A 16,806-nucleotide genomic window follows, 5' to 3' on the forward strand; every position below is an offset into this window, starting at 1 on the left:
GCTCCTTACGGTGGCGGGCGGTGCTGCGGTGCCGGGCCGGGCCCCGGCCCGGCCCGGTTGGCGCGCGTTCCGTTGAGGAAGAAGTCGACGATCGTCTCGGCGAACGCCGCCGATTCCAATGGGCGTTGACGCAGGATCAGCCGGGCGGCCATCGGTCCGACGAGGATCTCGACCGCGTCGTCCAGGTCGAGGTCGGGGCGCAGTTCCCCGCTGTCGACGCCGTCCCGCAGCGCCCGGGTCAGCGCCTCGCGCCGCGCGGCGAGGACGGTGTCCTCGAAGCGTTCGACGAGCTGCGGGCGGCGTACCGCCTCCCCGAGCAGACCGCCGATCAGCCGGTGCAGCGGGGTGTCCTGGCCCCGGTGGCGCAGCTGGTCGACGAGGGTCACCAGCTTCTCCCGCAGGGGCAGTCCGTCCAGTGACGGCACCGGGAGGTCCAGGCTGCCCAGCGCGGCGAGCACCAGCTCCTCCTTGTTGCGCCAGCGCCGGTAGACGGTCGCCCGCGCGACACCGGCCCGCTGGGCGACCAGGTCCATGGACAGGTCGGCGAAGCTGCGCCCCTCGCCGAGCAGGGCCAGGGTGCTCTCCAGGATCGCCCGGTCGGCCGCCGGGTCACGCTGCCGGCCGCCCCGGGGAGAGCGCTCCCGGGCGGTCGCGGACGGATCGGCGTGGGGCGGCTTGCGCATCGGACCTCCGTGGGAACGGCCGCGAGCCGCGCCCGGCGCGCGGCGGCGCCGGGTGCTCCGGCCGGGAAACTGGGCGGCGAGGAGTGGTGCGGGGTGGGGTGCGCGGTGTGCGGGCGGACGGGCCGACTGCCGTACTCCTGCCGTGCGTTCGACGCTAGTCCTGACGACCAATCGAGTCAATAGTGTATCGAAACATCATTGACTCGAATGCGGTGGACCGGCGTACGGGGGGCTTGCGGGAGCCCACGGCCCCAGTGCGCGAGCGACGAGGAATCCACCGTCGACCTCGTCGCAGCGCAGCCGCCAGCCCGGCGCACCGGAACCCAACGTCCAGCCGTCGCCGTCCTGTTCGGGCCGGGGGCACAACCGGGTGAAGTCGTGAGCGAGTCCGACGCCGAGCGCCTTGGTGTAGGCCTCCTTGAGCGTCCACCGGCGCACGAGGGCCAGGTTCCGTTCCCCCGGCGGGAGTTGCCGCAGTCCGGCCAGCTCCCGGGGATGGCAGAACCTCCCCGCGAGGCCGGGCGCGAGCAGACAGCGGCTCGCGGCCTCCACGTCCACCCCGATGCGCCGGCCGGCGGCGGCCCCGGCGACCAGGACTCCCGCCGTGTGACTGAGACCGGCGTCCAGGCCGGGCGGGGCGAGCACGACGGGCCGCCCGTTGCCGTCGCGGCCCAGCCGCACCCGCTCCGGCTCGGTGCCGGCGACAGCCGCGACGACACCGCGCAGCAGCAGCCGGGAGCCCATCAGCCGGGCCCGTACGTCCGGTTCGCGGGCCGAGCGGTAGCGCGGCCAGTCCGCGCCGAGCAGTTCACACGGGGACGGGCCGTCCGCGGCGGCCCAGTCCGCGAGCCGGCCGTGGCAGACGACGTGCCGGTACCGCGCCGCGGCGGCCCGGGCCTGTGCCCACCCGGCGCCCCGCGGCGTCACCGCGACCGGAAGCCCCGCACCCGCCACAGACCCGTCCCCTCTCCGGCCGTTCGGCGACACCGCGTGCCGGCACGGATCGTGTCGCCGCGCGCACACACCGTTGTACCGGCTCGTCGGCCGCGCGTCCGCGGAACCCCGCAGCCATGACGTGCGCCCCAATTTTCGCTTTAGGTCTCCTTTTCACGGCGTCCCGAGGCTGACGCACCGGATTGGCACGCGGTGCCGCAAGCAAGGCAGGCACCGGTCGACGGACCGCGGAAAGGACAGCCCGTGCCGCATCAGCCCCAGCACCGAACGCTGACGGACGCCGTACGCTCCGGGGTGGAACAGCACCCCGATCGGGCCGCGTTCGTGTACCTGCACGAGGACGGACCGGGCCTGCGCCCGGAGAAACTGAGCTACGCGGAACTCGACCGGCGGGCCCGCGTCGTGGCCACCCGGCTCCGGCAGGCCGCGAAGGGAGACATCGGACGCCCGGTCCTGCTGCTCCACCCGCCGACCCTGGACTTCGTCACGGCCTTCCTCGGCTGCTTCTACGCCGGGCGCACCGCGATCCCGGCCCCGCTGCCCGACGAACCCGGTGAGCGGCTCGCCCGGGTCGGCACCATCCTGCGCGACGCGAACGTCGGAGCGGTCCTGACCCTCCCCGGCTACCGGCAGGCCGTCGGCGCCTGGCTGACCGCCGCGGGGGCACCGGACGTGGTCTGCCTCGCGACCGGCGCGGACACCGAGGGCGCCACGGACGCCGACCCCGACCTGTGGGTGCCGCCCGCCGTCCGCGACACCGACGTGGCCTTCCTCCAGTACAGCTCGGGCTCCACCAGCGAGCCCAAGGGCGTCATGGTCACGCACGCCAATCTCGCGGCCAACGAGGAGGCCATCCGCGCCGCCATGCGCACCCCGCCGGGCGTGGTGGCCGGCAGCTGGCTGCCGCTGTACCACGACATGGGGCTGATCGGCATGACGCTGCAACCGCTGTGGGTCGGCGGCACCAGCGTGCAGATGTCGCCGATCTCCTTCATCAAACAACCGCACCGCTGGCTGCGGATGATCCACGACTACCGCGTGGAGGGCACGGCCTCCCCCGACTTCGGCTACGAACTGTGCGTGCGGCGCGTCACCGAGGAGCAGACGGCCGGCCTCGACCTGTCCTGCCTGCGGGTCGCGCTGAACGGGGCGGAGCCGGTGCGCGCCGGGACACTGCGCGCCTTCGTGCGGCGGTTCGCCGGACAGGGGCTGCGCCCCGAGGTGCTGCTGCCCTCCTACGGACTGGCCGAGAACACCCTGCTGGTCTCCTCCGGCGACACCGAGTCGCCGCACCTCGAACTCCAGGTGGACGCGCACTCCTTGGAGCGCGACGAGCTGCGTCCCGCCCGCAGCGACCGGGCGAGCCGGACCCTGGTCAGCTGCGGCCGGCCGGCGGACACGGAGGTGCTGATCGTCGACCCGGTGAGCCTGCGGGAGCTGACGGCCGGGCGGGTCGGTGAGATCTGGCTGCGCGGGCCGTCGGTCGCCGCCGGCTACTGGAACCGTCCCGGCCCGACCGCCGAGGCATTCGCGGCCACGACCGCCGAGGGCCGCGGCGGCTGCTTCCGCACCGGCGACCTGGGCGCCCTGCTCGACGGGGAGCTCTACGTCACCGGCCGGATCAAGGAGATGCTCATCCAGCACGGGCGCAACCTCTACCCGCAGGACATCGAGCAGGCGGTGCAGGACTCGGCGGAGGCGTTCCGGCGCGGCGGCGGCGCGGTGTTCGCCGTCAGCGACCCGGCCGAGGACCGCTCCCATGTCGTCGTGGTGCAGGAGCTGCGGGCCGGGGCCGGGGCCGGGGCCGGGGCCGTCGACGGCGACCTGCCGCGCCTGGCCGCGTCCGTCCAGGCGCTGCTCAGCCGGACGTTCCAGCTGGCCGCGGTGAGCGTGGTGCTGGTGCGTCCGGGGGTGATCCGCAAGACCACCAGCGGCAAGACGCAGCGCACGCTGATGCGGCAGCTGTTCCTCGACGGCGCCCTGCCGGTGCTGCACCGGCGTCTCCAGCGACCGGTGGCCGACCTGCTGCCGGGCACAGACCCGGCCGCAGACCCGGCCGCCGCGCCGGCGCGCGACACCGTGGCACCTCGCGGCTGAGACCCAGCGGGACGCCGCCGCATCCTGCCGCCGAGACCCCCGCCCGACACCGCAGCACCGCCGAGACCCCGCCCGACACCGCGCCACCCGGCCGCCGAAACCCCCACCCGACGCCCCAGCACCCCGCCGCCGAAACCCCACCCGACACCGTGGCGCCCTGCGTCCGAGACCCCCGCCCGACGCCGCGCCACCCGGCCGCCGAAACCGCCGCCCAACGCCCCAGCACGGCACCGCCGAAACCCACCCGACAGCCGCCGGAACCTCGCCGAACGCCGTGCCACTCCGAGACCGGCACCCCCGCCCGGCACCGCAGCACCCCGAACCTGAGCCCCGCGCCCGAGCCCCCGCCCGACACCCACAGGGAGACCACCACCATGAGCATCGCGCACGACGCCCCTACCGCCGAGGTGCAGCACCCGCCGCCCGGCAGGACCCCGGACCTCGAAGGGTGGCTGACCGAGCGCGTGGCCTTCCATCTGCACAGGTCCCCGCGGGAGATCGACCCGGACACCCCGCTCGCCGACTACGGCATCGACTCGGTCGCGGCGATCAGCATCTGCGGTGAGATCGAGGAGCACTTCCGGCTCGCGGTCGCCCTCACCGTCGCGTACGACTACCCGACGGTCCACGCGATCGGCGGCCACCTCGCCGAGCTGCTCCGCCTGCGGGACGCGTCATGACGGAACGCGAACCGATCGCGGTCGTGGGCCTCGACTGCCGGTTCCCCGGCGCCCGCGACCCCCAGGAGTACTGGTCCCTGCTCATGGACGGCCGGGACGGCACCGGCCGGGTGCCCGAGGAACGCTGGGACGCCGACCGCTACCACGCCCCCGGCCCCGCCTCCCCCGTCGGAACCGCCTCCCCCGGCTCCCCCGTCGGAACCGCCTCCCCCGCCGGAACCTCCGAGCGGCGGGTGCCCGGCCGGACCAACACCCGGCGCGGCGGCTTCATCCGGGACCCGGACGCCTTCGACCCCGCCTTCTTCGGGATCGCTCCCCGGGAAGCCGCGGCGATGGACCCCCAGCAGCGGCTGCTGCTCCAGAGCTCGTGGCGGGCCGTCGAGGACGCCGCGCTCGCGCCGCAGGACCTCGCGGGCAGCGACACGGGCGTCTTCGTCGGCGTGATGGCCAACGAGTGGGCCCATCTGCAACTGGCCGACTACGACCGCATCACCGCCCGCCACGGCTCCGGCAACGGCTACTTCATGGGCGCGAACCGCGTCTCGTACCACCTCGACCTCAGAGGCCCGAGCCTGGCCGTGGACACCGCCTGCTCGTCCTCCCTGGTCGCGGTGCACCTCGCGGTGAACGCGCTGCGCTCCGGCGAGTGCGACCACGCCCTGGCGGCCGGCACCAACCTGATCATGACGCCGGTCCTCAACATCTTCTACGCCCAGGCCGGGCTGTCGGCGCCCGACGGCCGCTGCAAGCCGTTCAGCGCGCTGGCCGACGGCATCGGCCGCGCCGAGGGCGTCGCCGTGCTGGTGCTGCGCCGGCTCGGCGACGCCCTGGCGGACCGTCAGCCGGTCTACGCGGTCCTGAAGGAGACCGGCACCAACCAGGACGGGCGCAGCAACGGCATCACCGCGCCCAGCCGGTGGGCCCAGCAGCAGCTGATCTCCTCGGTGTGGGAGCGGGCCGGGGTCACCGCCGACGACATCCGCTTCGTCGAGGCCCACGGCACCGGAACCCTGCTCGGCGACTTCATCGAGGCACAGGCGCTGGGCGAACTGACCGCCGGCCGCGACGGGGGCAGCGTCGCGCTCGGCTCGGTCAAGAGCAACTTCGGGCACGCCGAGGGCGCGGCCGGGATCGCCGGGCTGATCAAGGCGGTGCTCGCGCTGCACCACCGTACGGTGCCGCCGAGCCGGTTCGCGCACGAGGAGAACCCGAAGCTGGACCTGGCCGAACGGCGTCTGACGCTCCTGAGGGCGCCGCTCAGGCTTCCGCCGGGGACGGTGCACGCCGCGGTCAGCAGCTTCGGCATGGGCGGCAGCAACGCCCACACGGTGCTGGCGTCCGCGCCCCGGACCGTGCACCGGGGCCGCCCCGGAGCGGCGGGGGTGTTCACCGTCTCGGCCCGGTCGCCGGAGCGGCTGCGAGCCAATCTGCTCGCCCAGGCCGACGCCCTGGCCCGCCGCCCCGAGCACCAGCTGGCGCAGTTGTGCTGGACCAGCAACCGCGTCAAGTCCCGGCTGTCGCACCGGGCGGCGGTGGCGGCCGGCGATCTGCCCGCGCTGGTGGCGGGGTTGCGGTCGGCCGCCGAGCAGGCGGAGGAGACCGGGCCGACGGACACCGGGCGGCGGGCGGCGCCCTCGGTGGCCTTCGCGTTCACCGGGCAGGGCAGCCAGCACCCCCGGATGGCCGACTCCTGGTACCGGTCCTGCCCCGCCTACGCACGCCACCTCGACACGGTCGACGAACTCCTCGCCCCGCACACCGGACGGTCCGTGCGCGATCTGGTGCTCGAGGGCGATCCCCGGGCGCAACGGGCCCGGTTCGCCCAGCCCGCCCTGTTCGCGGTGGAGTACGCGCTCGCGGCGACCCTCACCGAGGCCGGGATCGGACCGTCGTACGTGATCGGGCACAGCATCGGCGAGTTCGCGGCCGCCTGCGCCGCCGGAGTGCTGGACGAGGCGGACGCGGCCCGGCTGGTGGCGCGGCGCGGGGCGCTCATGGAGTCGCTGCCCCGGGTCGGCGGGATGCTCGCGGTGGAGCTGGGCGCCGCGCGGGCCGAGGCGCTGCTGGCGGGGCGGGAGCGCCTCGGCCTGGCCGCCGTCAACGGCCCCGAGGCCACGGTGATCTCCGGGGACCTGGACGAACTCGCTGAGGTCGAGGCGGAGTTACGGGCCCGGAACACCGTCGTGCGGCGGCTGACGGTGTCGCACGCCTTCCACTCCCCGCTGATGGGCCCGGTGGCCGAGCGCTTCGCCGCCGAGTGCGCCGCCTTGGCCGCCCGGCGGCCGGTCCTGCCCGTCTTCTCGACGGTCCACGGCCGGGAACTCGCGAACGGCGAGACGATGGACGCCGAGTACTGGGCCCGGCAGATCACCGCGCCGGTCCGGTTCGCGGAGGCGGCCGGAGCGCTGCTGGCCGGCGGCGTCACCCACGTCGTGGAGATCGGCCCGCGCGCCGTGCTCACACCGCTCCTCGCGCGCCTCGCGGCGGACGCCGGGCATCCGGTGGGCCTGCACGCCGCGCACCCCGGTGAACACGCCCGCGGCCACCGCGCCCAGGAGCTGTTCGGCGAGCTGTGGTGCGCCGGGCTGACCCCGCGGTGGCAGGTCCTGTACGACGAGTCGGACCTGGTGCCCCGGCGGCTGCCGCCCTACGTCTTCGACGACTTGTTCCGGTCGTGGTGCTCGGGTGCCGCACCCGGTGCCCCGGAACGGTCCGCGCCGCGCCTCCCCCCGGGCGCGGACGCCCCCGCGGTCCGGCACGGCGCCGACCGCGGGCAGGCCTGCCCGCCGGCCCCGGCCGGGGAACGGCCGGACGCCCTGGCCGAACTGACGCACCGTCTGGTGTGCCGGGTCGGCGGGCACGCCCCCGAGCGGGTGCACGCCCGCTCCCGGCTGCACGAGGACCTGGGCTTCGACTCGATCCAGGTCATGGAACTCAAGGCCCGCATCGAGCAGGCGCTGCCACGGCTCGGCACGCTCCCGGTGGAGGACCTGCTCGCCGGTCTGCGCACCGTGGGGGACCTCGTCCGGTACCTGCGGGCCCTTCCCCACACCGGCGCCCCCGTGACCGCGACCCCGGAAGGAACCCGCTCATGACCGCCCCCAGCACCTATCTCGCCTCGGTCGGCACCTGCCTGCCGGGGGATCCGGTGGACAACGCGACGCTCGCCGAGCTCGTCGGGGTGGACGAGTCCTGGGCCGATGTGTTCATCGGCAACACCAGCAGGTATCTGTCCCTCGACCTGGCCACCGGGCAGGTGCGGCACACCCTGGCCGACCTCGCGGCGACCGCCGCCGACCGGGCCCTGGTGGAGGCCGGGCTGGAGCCGTACGAGATCGACTGCGTGGTGATGGGGACCGCCACTCCCGACCAGCTGATGCCGGCCACCGTGAACCTGGTGGCGGACCGGCTCGGCATCGACAACGTGCCCACGTACCAGCTCCAGTCCGGCTGCGCCGGCGCCGTACAGGCCATGGACGTGGCGCGGACCCTGCTGCTGGCGGAGCGCTGCCGCACGGTGCTGGTGATCGGCGGCGACGTGTGCGCCAAGCATCTGGAGACCGACTTCGAGCCGGGCGCCCGCACCTCGGCGGAACTCGTCAACTACGTCCTGTTCGGCGACGGCGCCGGCGCGGCCGTGCTCAGCGGCGAGGCCGTCGGACAGGGCATCGAGATCCGCCAGGTGTTCAACCGGCTGGTGGGTCTGGGCCGCGAGCCCGGACAGGTCGTGGACTGGTTCGGGCTCGGCGACCGGCACAGCGACCGCATCGCCGTCCACGAGGACTACAAGGCGATCGAGGAGACCGTGCCCGCCCTGGCGCAGCAGATGTTCTGGGAGCTCCTGGAAGACCTCGGCTGGGGCGCGGACGAGGTGGACTTCCTGCTGCCCCCGCAGTTGTCGGGCCGGATGAGCGACCGCATCTCGGTGGGCCTGCCCGCACCGGACGCCCGCCGGATCAACGTGGTGCGCCACGTCGGCAACAACGGCAACGCCCTGCCGTTCCTGCAGCTCGCCGAGTTGCTGCGGCAGTGGCAGGGCCCCGGCCGGGCCGTCGCGATCGCCGTGGAGTCCAGCAAGTGGATCAAGTCGGGCATCGCGCTGGAGCGGTCATGACCCGCACCGGCGGAGCCCTCGGCCCGACGGCCCCGGCCGGCACCTGGCACGACCCCGGGGCGCTGCGCGCCCTGCGCACCCTGCACCGGTCCGGGAAGCTCGCCGCCGAGTACGGGGCCGTGCGCGGCCTGCTGGCCCGGATGCCGCCGGCCGATCTGCCGGCCGCCGGACAGCTGCTGTCCCGGGTCGATCCGCGGACGGTGCGGCGGCACGCACCGGACGTCGCGGTGGTGGCGGTCGCCGTCACCGGCCATTCCACGGTGGCACCGGTGGTGGCGCCGCTCACCGCCGAACTGGCCCGGCACGGGCTGCTGCTGGAGGCGAGGGTCGCGCCGTACGGGGCGTACCTCCAGGATCTGATGCGGCCCCCCGCCGAAGGGCTGCCGCAGGTCACGCTCTGCCTCCTGGACGCGCACACCGTCTTCGACGACGTCACGGTGCCGTGGCGGGTGGAGGACGTCGAGTCGGCGGCGCGCGCCCGGCTCGCCCTGCTCGGCGGCGCGGTGCGCGCCCATCAGGAGGCGGGGCGCGGACTGCTCGTCCTCAACACCGTGCCGCTGCTGCGGCGGTTCACGCACCAGCTGATCGATCTGCGTTCCCGGGCCCGGCTCGGCGCGGTGTGGCGAGAGTTCAACTGCGGCCTGCTGGCGCTCGCGGAACGGTATCCGGGCGTGGTCACCGTCGATCTCGATCCGCTGGTCGGCGAGGGCGTGCCCGCCTGCGAGCCGCGCACGGCGCAGTACGCCCGGGCCCGGCTGTCCGACGCCCTGCTGGCCGCCTGCGCCCGGGAGACCGCCCATGTCGTACGGGCGAGTCTCGGCCGCGGACGCAAGGTCCTGGTGCTGGATCTGGACGGGACCCTGTGGGGCGGGGTGCTCGGCGAGGCGGGGCCCGACGGCGTCGAGCTCGGCGCCGGACTGCGCGGCGAGGCCTTCCAGGAGTTCCAGCGCGTCGTCGCGCAGCTCGGCTCGCAGGGTGTGCTGCTCGCCGTCAGCAGCAAGAACGACGAGGCCCTGGTGCGCGAGGCGCTGCGCGGCCATCCGGCGATGCTGCTGCGGGAGGACTCCTTCGTCCGCGTGAACGCCAACTGGAAGGCCAAGCACGACAATCTGCGGGACATCGCCGACCGGCTCGGCCTCGGTCTGGACGGATTCGTCTTCGCCGACGACAGCCTCTTCGAGTGCGGGCTCGTCGCGGAGCGGCTGCCGGAGGTCGCCGTGGTCCGGGTCGACGACGAGCCGGCGCTGCACCCCTCGGCGCTGCTGGCGGACGGATGGTTCGACCTGTTCGAGCTGACCGAGGCCGATCTGGCGCGGGCGGCCCGCTATCGCACCGAGGCCCTGCGGGAGGAGTTCCGCGAGGACGTCGGCTCCTACGAGGAGTACCTCGAAGGGCTGGGCATCGAGGTGACGCTGCGGCCGCCCGGGGAGGCGGACCTCGCGCGGGTCTCCCAGCTGACGCTGCGCACGAACCAGTTCCACCTGGCCACCGAGCGCCTCGAGGTGCCGCGGGTCGCGGACTGGCTGGAGCGTCCCGGCCGGCATGTGATCGCGGTGCGGGCCCGGGACCGGTTCGGCGACCACGGCCTGGTCGGCGCGCTGTTCCTGCGGCGCGACGGCGGGCTGCTGCGCATCGACAACTTCGTGCTCAGCTGCCGGGTGTTCTCGCGTGGCATCGAGGGCGGCTGTGTGGCGGCGGTGCTGGACTTCGCCCGCTCCACCGGCGCGGACGCCGTGACGGGCCGGTACCTGCCGTCGCCGCGCAACGCCGCGTTCGCCTCCTTCTACAGCGACCACGGCTTCACCGTCCTCGACCGTGACCCGGACGCCGCGGACGGCAAGCACGGCAAGCACGCAGTTCATTTCCGGCACGACCTCGCCACGCGCGTCCCCGCGCCCGCGCATCTGCGGCTGGACGCGGCCTTCGGACCCTTCGACGCACCACGGAACGGACAGGGAGAGCAGTCATGACCACGGTCCTCGCGGACACCACGGACTTCCGCACCCTCCTGGGGGAGGAACTCGGCCTGCACATCGGCGCCGACGACCTCGACCGGCCCCTGGCCGACTTCCCCGACTGGGACTCGGTGCTGCTGCTGCGCATGGTGACCGTCGTGGAGGCCGCGACCGGCCGGCGGGTCGCGGTGGCGGACCTGCTGCAGGCCCGGACCTTCCGGCAGTTGTACGAGGCGGTGGCCGGCCGATGACGTCGACACCCCGCCAGGACACTGAGCCCCCTGTGCGCATCCACGCCCTGTTTCCCGACACCCCGCTGGACATCCTCTGCCCGCCCGCCCTCGCACGGCTCGTCACCGGCCGCGCGCCCGGGCGGGCGCCGGCCGCCGACGCCCCGCCCGCACCGGACGGGCGGCGGCGGGAGAAGGGAGCGGCCCGATGATCCCGGTGGCCGAACTGCGCAGGTTCGCCCTGCCGCACGCGTACGCCCTGGGCGTCCCCGCGGACGTACTGCACCGGGTGCTGCGCGCCGTGCACGACGACGCCGCGGACGACGCTCCCGGCGGCTGGGTCCACGCGTGGGCCTCGCTCGCGGCGGCGGCCGAGGCCCGCGGCCGCGACCTGGACGCCGTCCGGTACCACGCCCTGGCCCGCTTCCCGTACGTCGACGGGCCGCCGCGGCGGGCCGCGCAGGAGGCGTGCGTGGCGGCGTTCGACCGCTGGCGCAAGGAGGTGCCCGGCATCTCCCGGCTCGATCTGCCCTTCGACGGCTCGGGGTTCGCGTGCTGGGCGGCCGGACTGTCGCGGCGGCACCCGCTGCCGCTGATCCTGGTCGTCGGCGGCATCACCGGCACGAAGGAGCAGTGGGCGCCGGTGCTCGCGCGTGCCGAACGGCTGGACGCGGCCGTCGTGGTCACGGAACTGCCCGGCGTCGGTGAGAACGGACTCTCCTACGGAACGGACAGCACCCGCATGCTGATGTATCTCGTCGATGTGCTCGGCCGGGCCGCCGACGTCACCCGCACCTGTGTCGTGGGCCTCAGCTTCGGCGGCCATCTCGCCCTGCGGCAGGCCCTGGAGGACGACCGGGTGCGGGGGCTGGCGACCGTCGGCGCCCCGGTCCGCGACTTCTTCGCGCGGATCGCCCGGGGCACCCCGCTGCCCCGGCTGGTGAGCCTGACGCTCTCCCATGTGACGCGGACCCCGGTCGAGCGGCTGCCGGCCGAACTGGCCGGCTGGGGCGTGGACGAGGAGCGGCTGTCCCGGCTGAGCGCGCACGTGGCCTGCGCGGCCGGCCGCGGCGACGAGCTGGTGCCGTACTCCGACGCCGAGTTGCTCCGGCGGACCGTGCCGCGGTTGCGGCTGGTGGAGAACGACGTGCTCGGCGGCGCCCCGGAGCGGGCGGCCGAGACCCGTCTGTGGCTGCTCGCGCAGGCGCTGCGGACGGTGGGGACGGCGGGCGGCGTACGGCGGGCGGCGGCGGCCCGGGCCCGGGTGCTGCGGGCTCGCCACCGGCCGGCCCGGGCGTCGGCCGGGGCGCCCGCATGACCGCGGGTGCCCCGGTGTCCTGCCTCGGGCGGGCGCCTCGCGCGGATGCGCGGCTGCGGCTGTTCTGCTTCCATCACGCGGGCGGCGGGGCCTCGTTCTTCTCGTCCTGGCCCGCCCGCGTGCCGCCCGGGGTGGACGTGCTGCCGGTGCAGTTGCCCGGCCGTGAGGGCCGCTACCGGGAGCGCCGGTTCCAGGACGCCGGCGAGGCGGTCGAGGCCCTCGACCGGGACCTCGGCCCCCTGCTGGACGAGGGGCCCTGGGCGGCGTACGGGCACAGCATGGGCGCGTTGCTGGCCTGCGCGCTGGCGGCGGCCCGGCTGCGGGCCGGCGGCCGGGGTCCCGAGGCGCTGTTCCTCGGGGCGTACGCGGCTCCGCACCGTACGTCCGCGCTGCCGGCCCCGGACCGCTTCGACGACGGTGAACTCGCCCGGCTGCTGGTGGGTTTCGGCGGCCTGGACGCACGGTTCCTCGGGCGGGACGACTGGCTGCGGGCGCTGCTGCCCGTCGTCCGGGACGACCTGCGGATCTGCGCGAGCCACCACCGGGCCGGGCTGCCGGACCCGCACGACGCGCGGACCCGGCTGCCCCTCACCCTGGAGGCCTTCGCCGGCACCGACGATCCGCTCGTCGCCCCGGACGCGGTGCGGGACTGGGGGCGCTACGCGCGCGACGTCCGGCTCACCTCCCTGCCGGGCGGGCACTTCTTCCCGCGCGAGGCACCGGAGCCGTTCTTCGCCCGGTTCATCCCCGCGCTGGCCCGGCTCCTGGCAGGTCCGGGCGCAGCACGCGCGGCACCCGGCTGATCCGCCGGTCGATCTCGGCGGCGTTCTTCTCGTACAGCGCGCGCTGCTCCCGGACGCCGGGCATGGTCCACGTCGGGCGTGAGGTGCCGTCGGCGAACGAGAGGCCCGGGGTGTCGGGGCCCAGTCCGGTGAGGGTGAGCGCGAACCGCTCCAGGTAGTCGATGTCGCCGGCCTCGGTCATACGGAACGGCCGGTCGTGGCCGGGGTAGATGACATCGGACACGGCGAGCACCCGGTCGATGCTGCGGGTGGCGGCGTCCTCGTCCCAGAAGACGAGCGGGTTGCGCCGGGTCCGGGCCACGTACGCGAAGTGCAGGGCGTCGCCGGTGACGGTGGCGCGTCCCCGATCGGTGCGCACGACGACGCCGATGCTGCCGGGCGAGTGCCCGGGCAGGGCGAGCACCTCGACGCCGGGGATGATCTCCTCGCCGTCGGTGACCTCGCGGACCGGGAGCTGCTCCAGCAGCAGGCCGGTCCAGCCGGGGGTGGCCCAGTCGTCGGCGTGCGGGGTGTGGGCGTAGCGGCGCTCGTCGCGGTGGACGACGAGGGTGGCGTGCGGGAAGAGGTCGATGTTCTGGACGTGGTCCCAGTGCGCGTGGGTGAGGACGACGGTGTCGATGTCGCCGGCGGTCAGTCCGTGGGCGGCCAGCGCGTCCCGCAGGAAGGGGCGGCGGCCGACGTGGGCGGCGTCGACGAGGACGGTACGGGACCGTCCGGCGGTGTCCGGGCCGCGGACCAGGAACACCCCGCAGAAGGCGGGATGGCCCTGGTCGGTGTCGATGGCGAAGCCGGGCAGGAGGATGTCGATCGTCGGCATGGCGGTCCCTGGGTCGGAGGGGTGTCGCGGTGGTGGGTCACGGCCGGTGGCCGGCCGGGCCGTCGGCGGCCTCGCGGATCGCGTCGAGGCTCGCGGGGTCGACGAGGGCGGACAGGTCGCCGGGGTCCGCGCCGGTGGCGAGGGCGCGCACGAGCCGGCGCATGACCTTGCCGTTGCGGGTCTTCGGCAGACCGGGCACGGAAACGACGCGGCCGGGCCGGAACGCGGCCCCGAGCGCGTCGGCGACCCGGCGCCGGATGCGTTCGAGGTCCGCCGTGTCCAGGGTCCTGCCCGGCACGGGAACGGCGAACAGCCACAGGGACTCGCCCTTGACGGGGTCGGGGACGCCGACGGCGGCCGCCTCGGCGAGTGCCGGGTCGGTGAGGGCGGCGTCCTCCGCCTCCGCGGGGCCCAGGCGTTTGCCGGCGACCTTGATGACGTCGTCGAGGCGCCCGTGCACGAACCACTCCTGTCCCACCCGGGACACGAGGTCGCCGTGCGACCAGCGGCCGGGCCGCCGGCTGAAGTAGGCGTCGGCGAACCGCTTCCGGGCCCGCCACAGGCCCCGGGTCATACCGGGCCAGGAGCGCCGCACGACCAGTTCCCCGATCCGGCCCTCGGGCACCTCGGTGCCGGAGTCGTCCTCGACACGGGCGTCGATGCCCAGACACGGTCCGGCGAATCCGCGGGGCGACTGGGGCAGGGTCGGCGCGGAGGCGAGCAGGGAGCCGCCGACCTCCGTACCGCCGCAGATGTTGATGACGGGGCTGCGTCCGCCGCCGAACTCGGCGAAGTACCAGTGCCAGGCCTCCGCGGTCCACGGCTCCCCGGTGGAGCCGAGGACCCGCACCCGGGACGGCGCGGCGGGCCGCGGCGGGTCGGCGCGCAGCATCGTCCGCGACAGGCTCGGCGAACTGCCGAACACGGTGACCTCGTGCTCGTCGAGCAGCCGCCGCAGGCGGCCGGCGTCCGGATGGTCGATCGCGCCCTCGTAGGCCAGGACGCAGGCCCCGGCGAGGGCGGCGCCCACCGCGACGAGCGGGAACATGATCCAGCCGGGGTCGGTCACCCAGAACACCACGTCGTCGGGCCGGAGATCGAGGTTGAAGCGGGTCTCGCTGCCGACCTGCGCGGTGAAGCCCCCGTGGGTGTGGACCGCGCCCTTGGGGCGGCCGGTGGTGCCGGAGGTGTGCAGCAGGAGGAAGGGCGCTGCGGCGTCGAGCGAGACCGTCGCGGCGGGCTCGGCGGCGAGCACCTCGTCCCAGCCGGTCGCCGGCACCCGCTCCCCGGGACCGGCGGGCCGCTCGGGCACGACGACCAGCTGACGGACGTCGGGCGCCTCGGCGACCGCGCGGCGGGCCACCGCCGCCATGTCGTGCGGGCGTCCGTGCCGGCCGCTGGTCCGGGCGGTCACCAGGACCCGGGCGCCGGAGTCGACGAGCCGGACGGCGAGTGCCCGCGCGCCGAAGCCGGAGAACAGCGGCACGAGGATCGCCCCGATGCGGGCGCAGGCGAAGATCAGCAAGAACGCCTCGGGCCCGGGCGGCAGATGGCACGCCACCCGGTCTCCGGCGCCGACGCCGAGGCGGCGCAGTCCGCCGGCCGCCCGGGCGCTGAGCGCGGTGACCTCGTCGTAGGCGAGCACCCCGCGGGTGCCGTCCTCCCGTTCCCAGCGCAGGGCGGGCGCCCGGCCGCGGCCCTGCCGGACGTGGCGCTCCAGGCAGGAGTCGACGAGGTTGGTGCGCCCGCCGGGGAACCACCGGGTGAAGGCGATGCCGCCGGACTCGTCGCACATCCGCTCGGGGCGCAGGTGCCAGACGATGCCGATGTCCTCGACGGCCCGCTCCCAGAACCACTCGGGGTCGGCCACGGACCGGGCCTGGAGCGCGCGGTAACCGCCGTCGACGCCGTGCCGGCGGCAGAAGGCGGCGATGTTGCCGTGCTCGGTGAACTCCGCGGTCGGACGCCACGCGTACGCGTTCATGCCGCCCCGTTCTCGATCAGTGCGGCGATGCCCTGGCCGCCGCCGATGCACAGGGCGACCACCGCGTACCGGCCGCCGGTGCGGCGCAGTTCGTGGGCCGCCTTGAGGAGCAGCACGGTGCCGGTGGCGCCGATGGGGTGTCCGAGGGCGATGGCGCCGCCGTTGGGGTTGACCCGCTCGGGGTCGAGTCCGAGGGTGTCCAGGACCGCCAGTACCTGGGCCGCGAACGCCTCGTTGAGCTCGACCACGTCGATGTCGTCGAGGGTGAGGTCGTTGCGGCGCAGCAGGACGCGCACGGCGTCGGCGGGCGCGAGGCCCATGATCTCCGGTTCCAGCGCGGTGACGGCCGTGTCGCGCAGGCGGCACAGGGGCGTGGTGCCCGGGGCGAGGTCGGCGGTGCGCATCAGCAGGACGGCGGCGGCGCCGTCGTTGAGGCCGGCGGAGTTCCCGGCGGTGACCGTGCCGTCCGGCGCGAAGGCGGCGGGGAGGGCGGCGAGTTTCTCCACGGTCGTACCGGGCCGGGGGTGCTCGTCGCGTTCGACCATGCCGTCCGCGGTGGCGACGGGCACGATCTGCTCCTCGAACCGGCGGGAGGCGACGGCCGCGGCGGCGCGTCGCTGGCTCTCGGCGGCCCAACGGTCCTGCCGCTCGCGGGAGATGCCGTGGCGCCGCGCGACGAGTTCGCCGGTCACGCCCATCGGGTAGTTCCCGAACGGATCGGTGACCAGGGAGGTCGTGCCGTCGACGGAGGGCTGACCGGGGACTTCGCCGGGCGCGCGTTCGCCGTAGTCGAGCAGGGGCTGACGGGTCATCGACTCGTTGCCGCCGGCCACGACGACGTCGGCGGCACCGAGTGCGAGGCTCTGCGCGGCCGTCCACACCGCCTGGAGGCCGGAGCCGCACAGCCGGTTGACGTTGTGGGCGGTGACCCGCACCGGCAGGCCCGCGCTCAACGCGGCCCGCCGGGCGTTGAACGCCTCGGGGCCGACCTGGCCGACGCAGCCCAGCACCACCTCGTCCACGGCGCCGGGTTGCATCCCGGCGCGGACGACGGCCTCCCGGATCACCAGGGCGCCCAGCCGGTGGGTGCGAGCGGTGCTCAGGGCGCCTCGGCAGCGGCCGATCGGTGTGCGTGCGCCGTCGACGACGGCGATGTCCACGGGCATCGGGG

Annotated in this window: 14 protein-coding genes; 9 read left to right on the forward strand and 5 right to left on the reverse strand. The window is 75.2% G+C overall.

The annotated features are described in order from the left end of the window. Positions 1–5: 5 nt before the first annotated feature. The gene (locus DN051_RS08150) at positions 6–683 is read right to left on the reverse strand and encodes a TetR/AcrR family transcriptional regulator (RefSeq protein WP_112438391.1); all 678 of its coding nucleotides are present in this window, start codon (positions 681–683) and stop codon (positions 6–8) included. Between the two features lie 195 nt (positions 684–878). Beyond that, the gene (locus DN051_RS08155) at positions 879–1,637 is read right to left on the reverse strand and encodes a 4'-phosphopantetheinyl transferase family protein (protein WP_053762500.1); all 759 of its coding nucleotides are present in this window, start codon (positions 1,635–1,637) and stop codon (positions 879–881) included. Between the two features lie 243 nt (positions 1,638–1,880). On the opposite strand from DN051_RS08155, the gene DN051_RS08160 reads away from it, so the two are divergent. From DN051_RS08160 to DN051_RS08195, 9 genes are all read left to right on the forward strand, one after another. Then, positions 1,881–3,734: a fatty acyl-AMP ligase gene (locus DN051_RS08160; RefSeq protein WP_162624893.1), complete on the forward strand. Its 1,854-nt coding sequence runs from the start codon at positions 1,881–1,883 to the stop codon at positions 3,732–3,734. A gap of 374 nt (positions 3,735–4,108) precedes the next feature. After that, complete coding sequence (locus tag DN051_RS08165; RefSeq protein WP_079001678.1) at positions 4,109–4,414, forward strand: acyl carrier protein; 306 nt, start codon at positions 4,109–4,111, stop codon at positions 4,412–4,414. Continuing rightward, positions 4,411–7,509 carry a type I polyketide synthase gene (locus DN051_RS08170; protein ID WP_112438393.1) on the forward strand — a complete coding sequence of 1,033 codons (3,099 nt, stop codon included), beginning with the start codon at positions 4,411–4,413 and terminating at the stop codon, positions 7,507–7,509. Before DN051_RS08165 ends, DN051_RS08170 begins: the two co-directional genes overlap by 4 nt. Next, positions 7,506–8,528, forward strand: coding sequence for a 3-oxoacyl-ACP synthase III family protein (locus DN051_RS08175; protein WP_053762497.1), 1,023 nt, complete (start codon positions 7,506–7,508; stop codon positions 8,526–8,528). The genes DN051_RS08170 and DN051_RS08175 overlap by 4 nt, the downstream gene beginning before the upstream one ends. Further along, on the forward strand, positions 8,525–10,498 hold the full coding sequence (locus DN051_RS08180; RefSeq protein ID WP_079001676.1) for an HAD-IIIC family phosphatase: 1,974 nt from the start codon (positions 8,525–8,527) through the stop codon (positions 10,496–10,498). Before DN051_RS08175 ends, DN051_RS08180 begins: the two co-directional genes overlap by 4 nt. Beyond that, positions 10,495–10,734 (forward strand): acyl carrier protein, encoded by a 240-nt coding sequence (locus tag DN051_RS08185; protein ID WP_112438394.1) that lies wholly within the window; start codon positions 10,495–10,497, stop codon positions 10,732–10,734. Before DN051_RS08180 ends, DN051_RS08185 begins: the two co-directional genes overlap by 4 nt. Next, positions 10,731–10,925 carry a hypothetical protein gene (locus tag DN051_RS44980; RefSeq protein WP_159054232.1) on the forward strand — a complete coding sequence of 65 codons (195 nt, stop codon included), beginning with the start codon at positions 10,731–10,733 and terminating at the stop codon, positions 10,923–10,925. Before DN051_RS08185 ends, DN051_RS44980 begins: the two co-directional genes overlap by 4 nt. Beyond that, positions 10,922–12,031, forward strand: a complete 1,110-nt coding sequence (locus DN051_RS08190; protein ID WP_112438395.1) for an alpha/beta fold hydrolase — start codon at positions 10,922–10,924, stop codon at positions 12,029–12,031. The genes DN051_RS44980 and DN051_RS08190 overlap by 4 nt, the downstream gene beginning before the upstream one ends. Then, positions 12,028–12,834: a thioesterase II family protein gene (locus DN051_RS08195; RefSeq protein WP_112438396.1), complete on the forward strand. Its 807-nt coding sequence runs from the start codon at positions 12,028–12,030 to the stop codon at positions 12,832–12,834. The genes DN051_RS08190 and DN051_RS08195 overlap by 4 nt, the downstream gene beginning before the upstream one ends. On the opposite strand, the gene DN051_RS08200 is transcribed toward DN051_RS08195, so the two are convergent. Genes DN051_RS08200 through DN051_RS08210 form a run of 3 tightly spaced genes read right to left on the reverse strand, consistent with a single transcriptional unit; the run spans position 12,773 to position 16,801 of the window. Then, positions 12,773–13,651, reverse strand: coding sequence for an MBL fold metallo-hydrolase (locus DN051_RS08200; RefSeq protein ID WP_112438397.1), 879 nt, complete (start codon positions 13,649–13,651; stop codon positions 12,773–12,775). The genes DN051_RS08195 and DN051_RS08200 overlap by 62 nt on opposite strands. A 37-nt stretch (positions 13,652–13,688) precedes the next feature. Then, positions 13,689–15,635, reverse strand: coding sequence for an AMP-binding protein (locus tag DN051_RS08205; RefSeq protein ID WP_112438398.1), 1,947 nt, complete (start codon positions 15,633–15,635; stop codon positions 13,689–13,691). Next, the gene (locus tag DN051_RS08210) at positions 15,632–16,801 is read right to left on the reverse strand and encodes a thiolase family protein (protein ID WP_053762491.1); all 1,170 of its coding nucleotides are present in this window, start codon (positions 16,799–16,801) and stop codon (positions 15,632–15,634) included. Before DN051_RS08210 ends, DN051_RS08205 begins: the two co-directional genes overlap by 4 nt. Between the last annotated feature and the right edge of the window lie 5 nt (positions 16,802–16,806).

The organism is Streptomyces cadmiisoli, assembly GCF_003261055.1.
GTDB classification, from domain to species: domain Bacteria; phylum Actinomycetota; class Actinomycetes; order Streptomycetales; family Streptomycetaceae; genus Streptomyces; species Streptomyces cadmiisoli.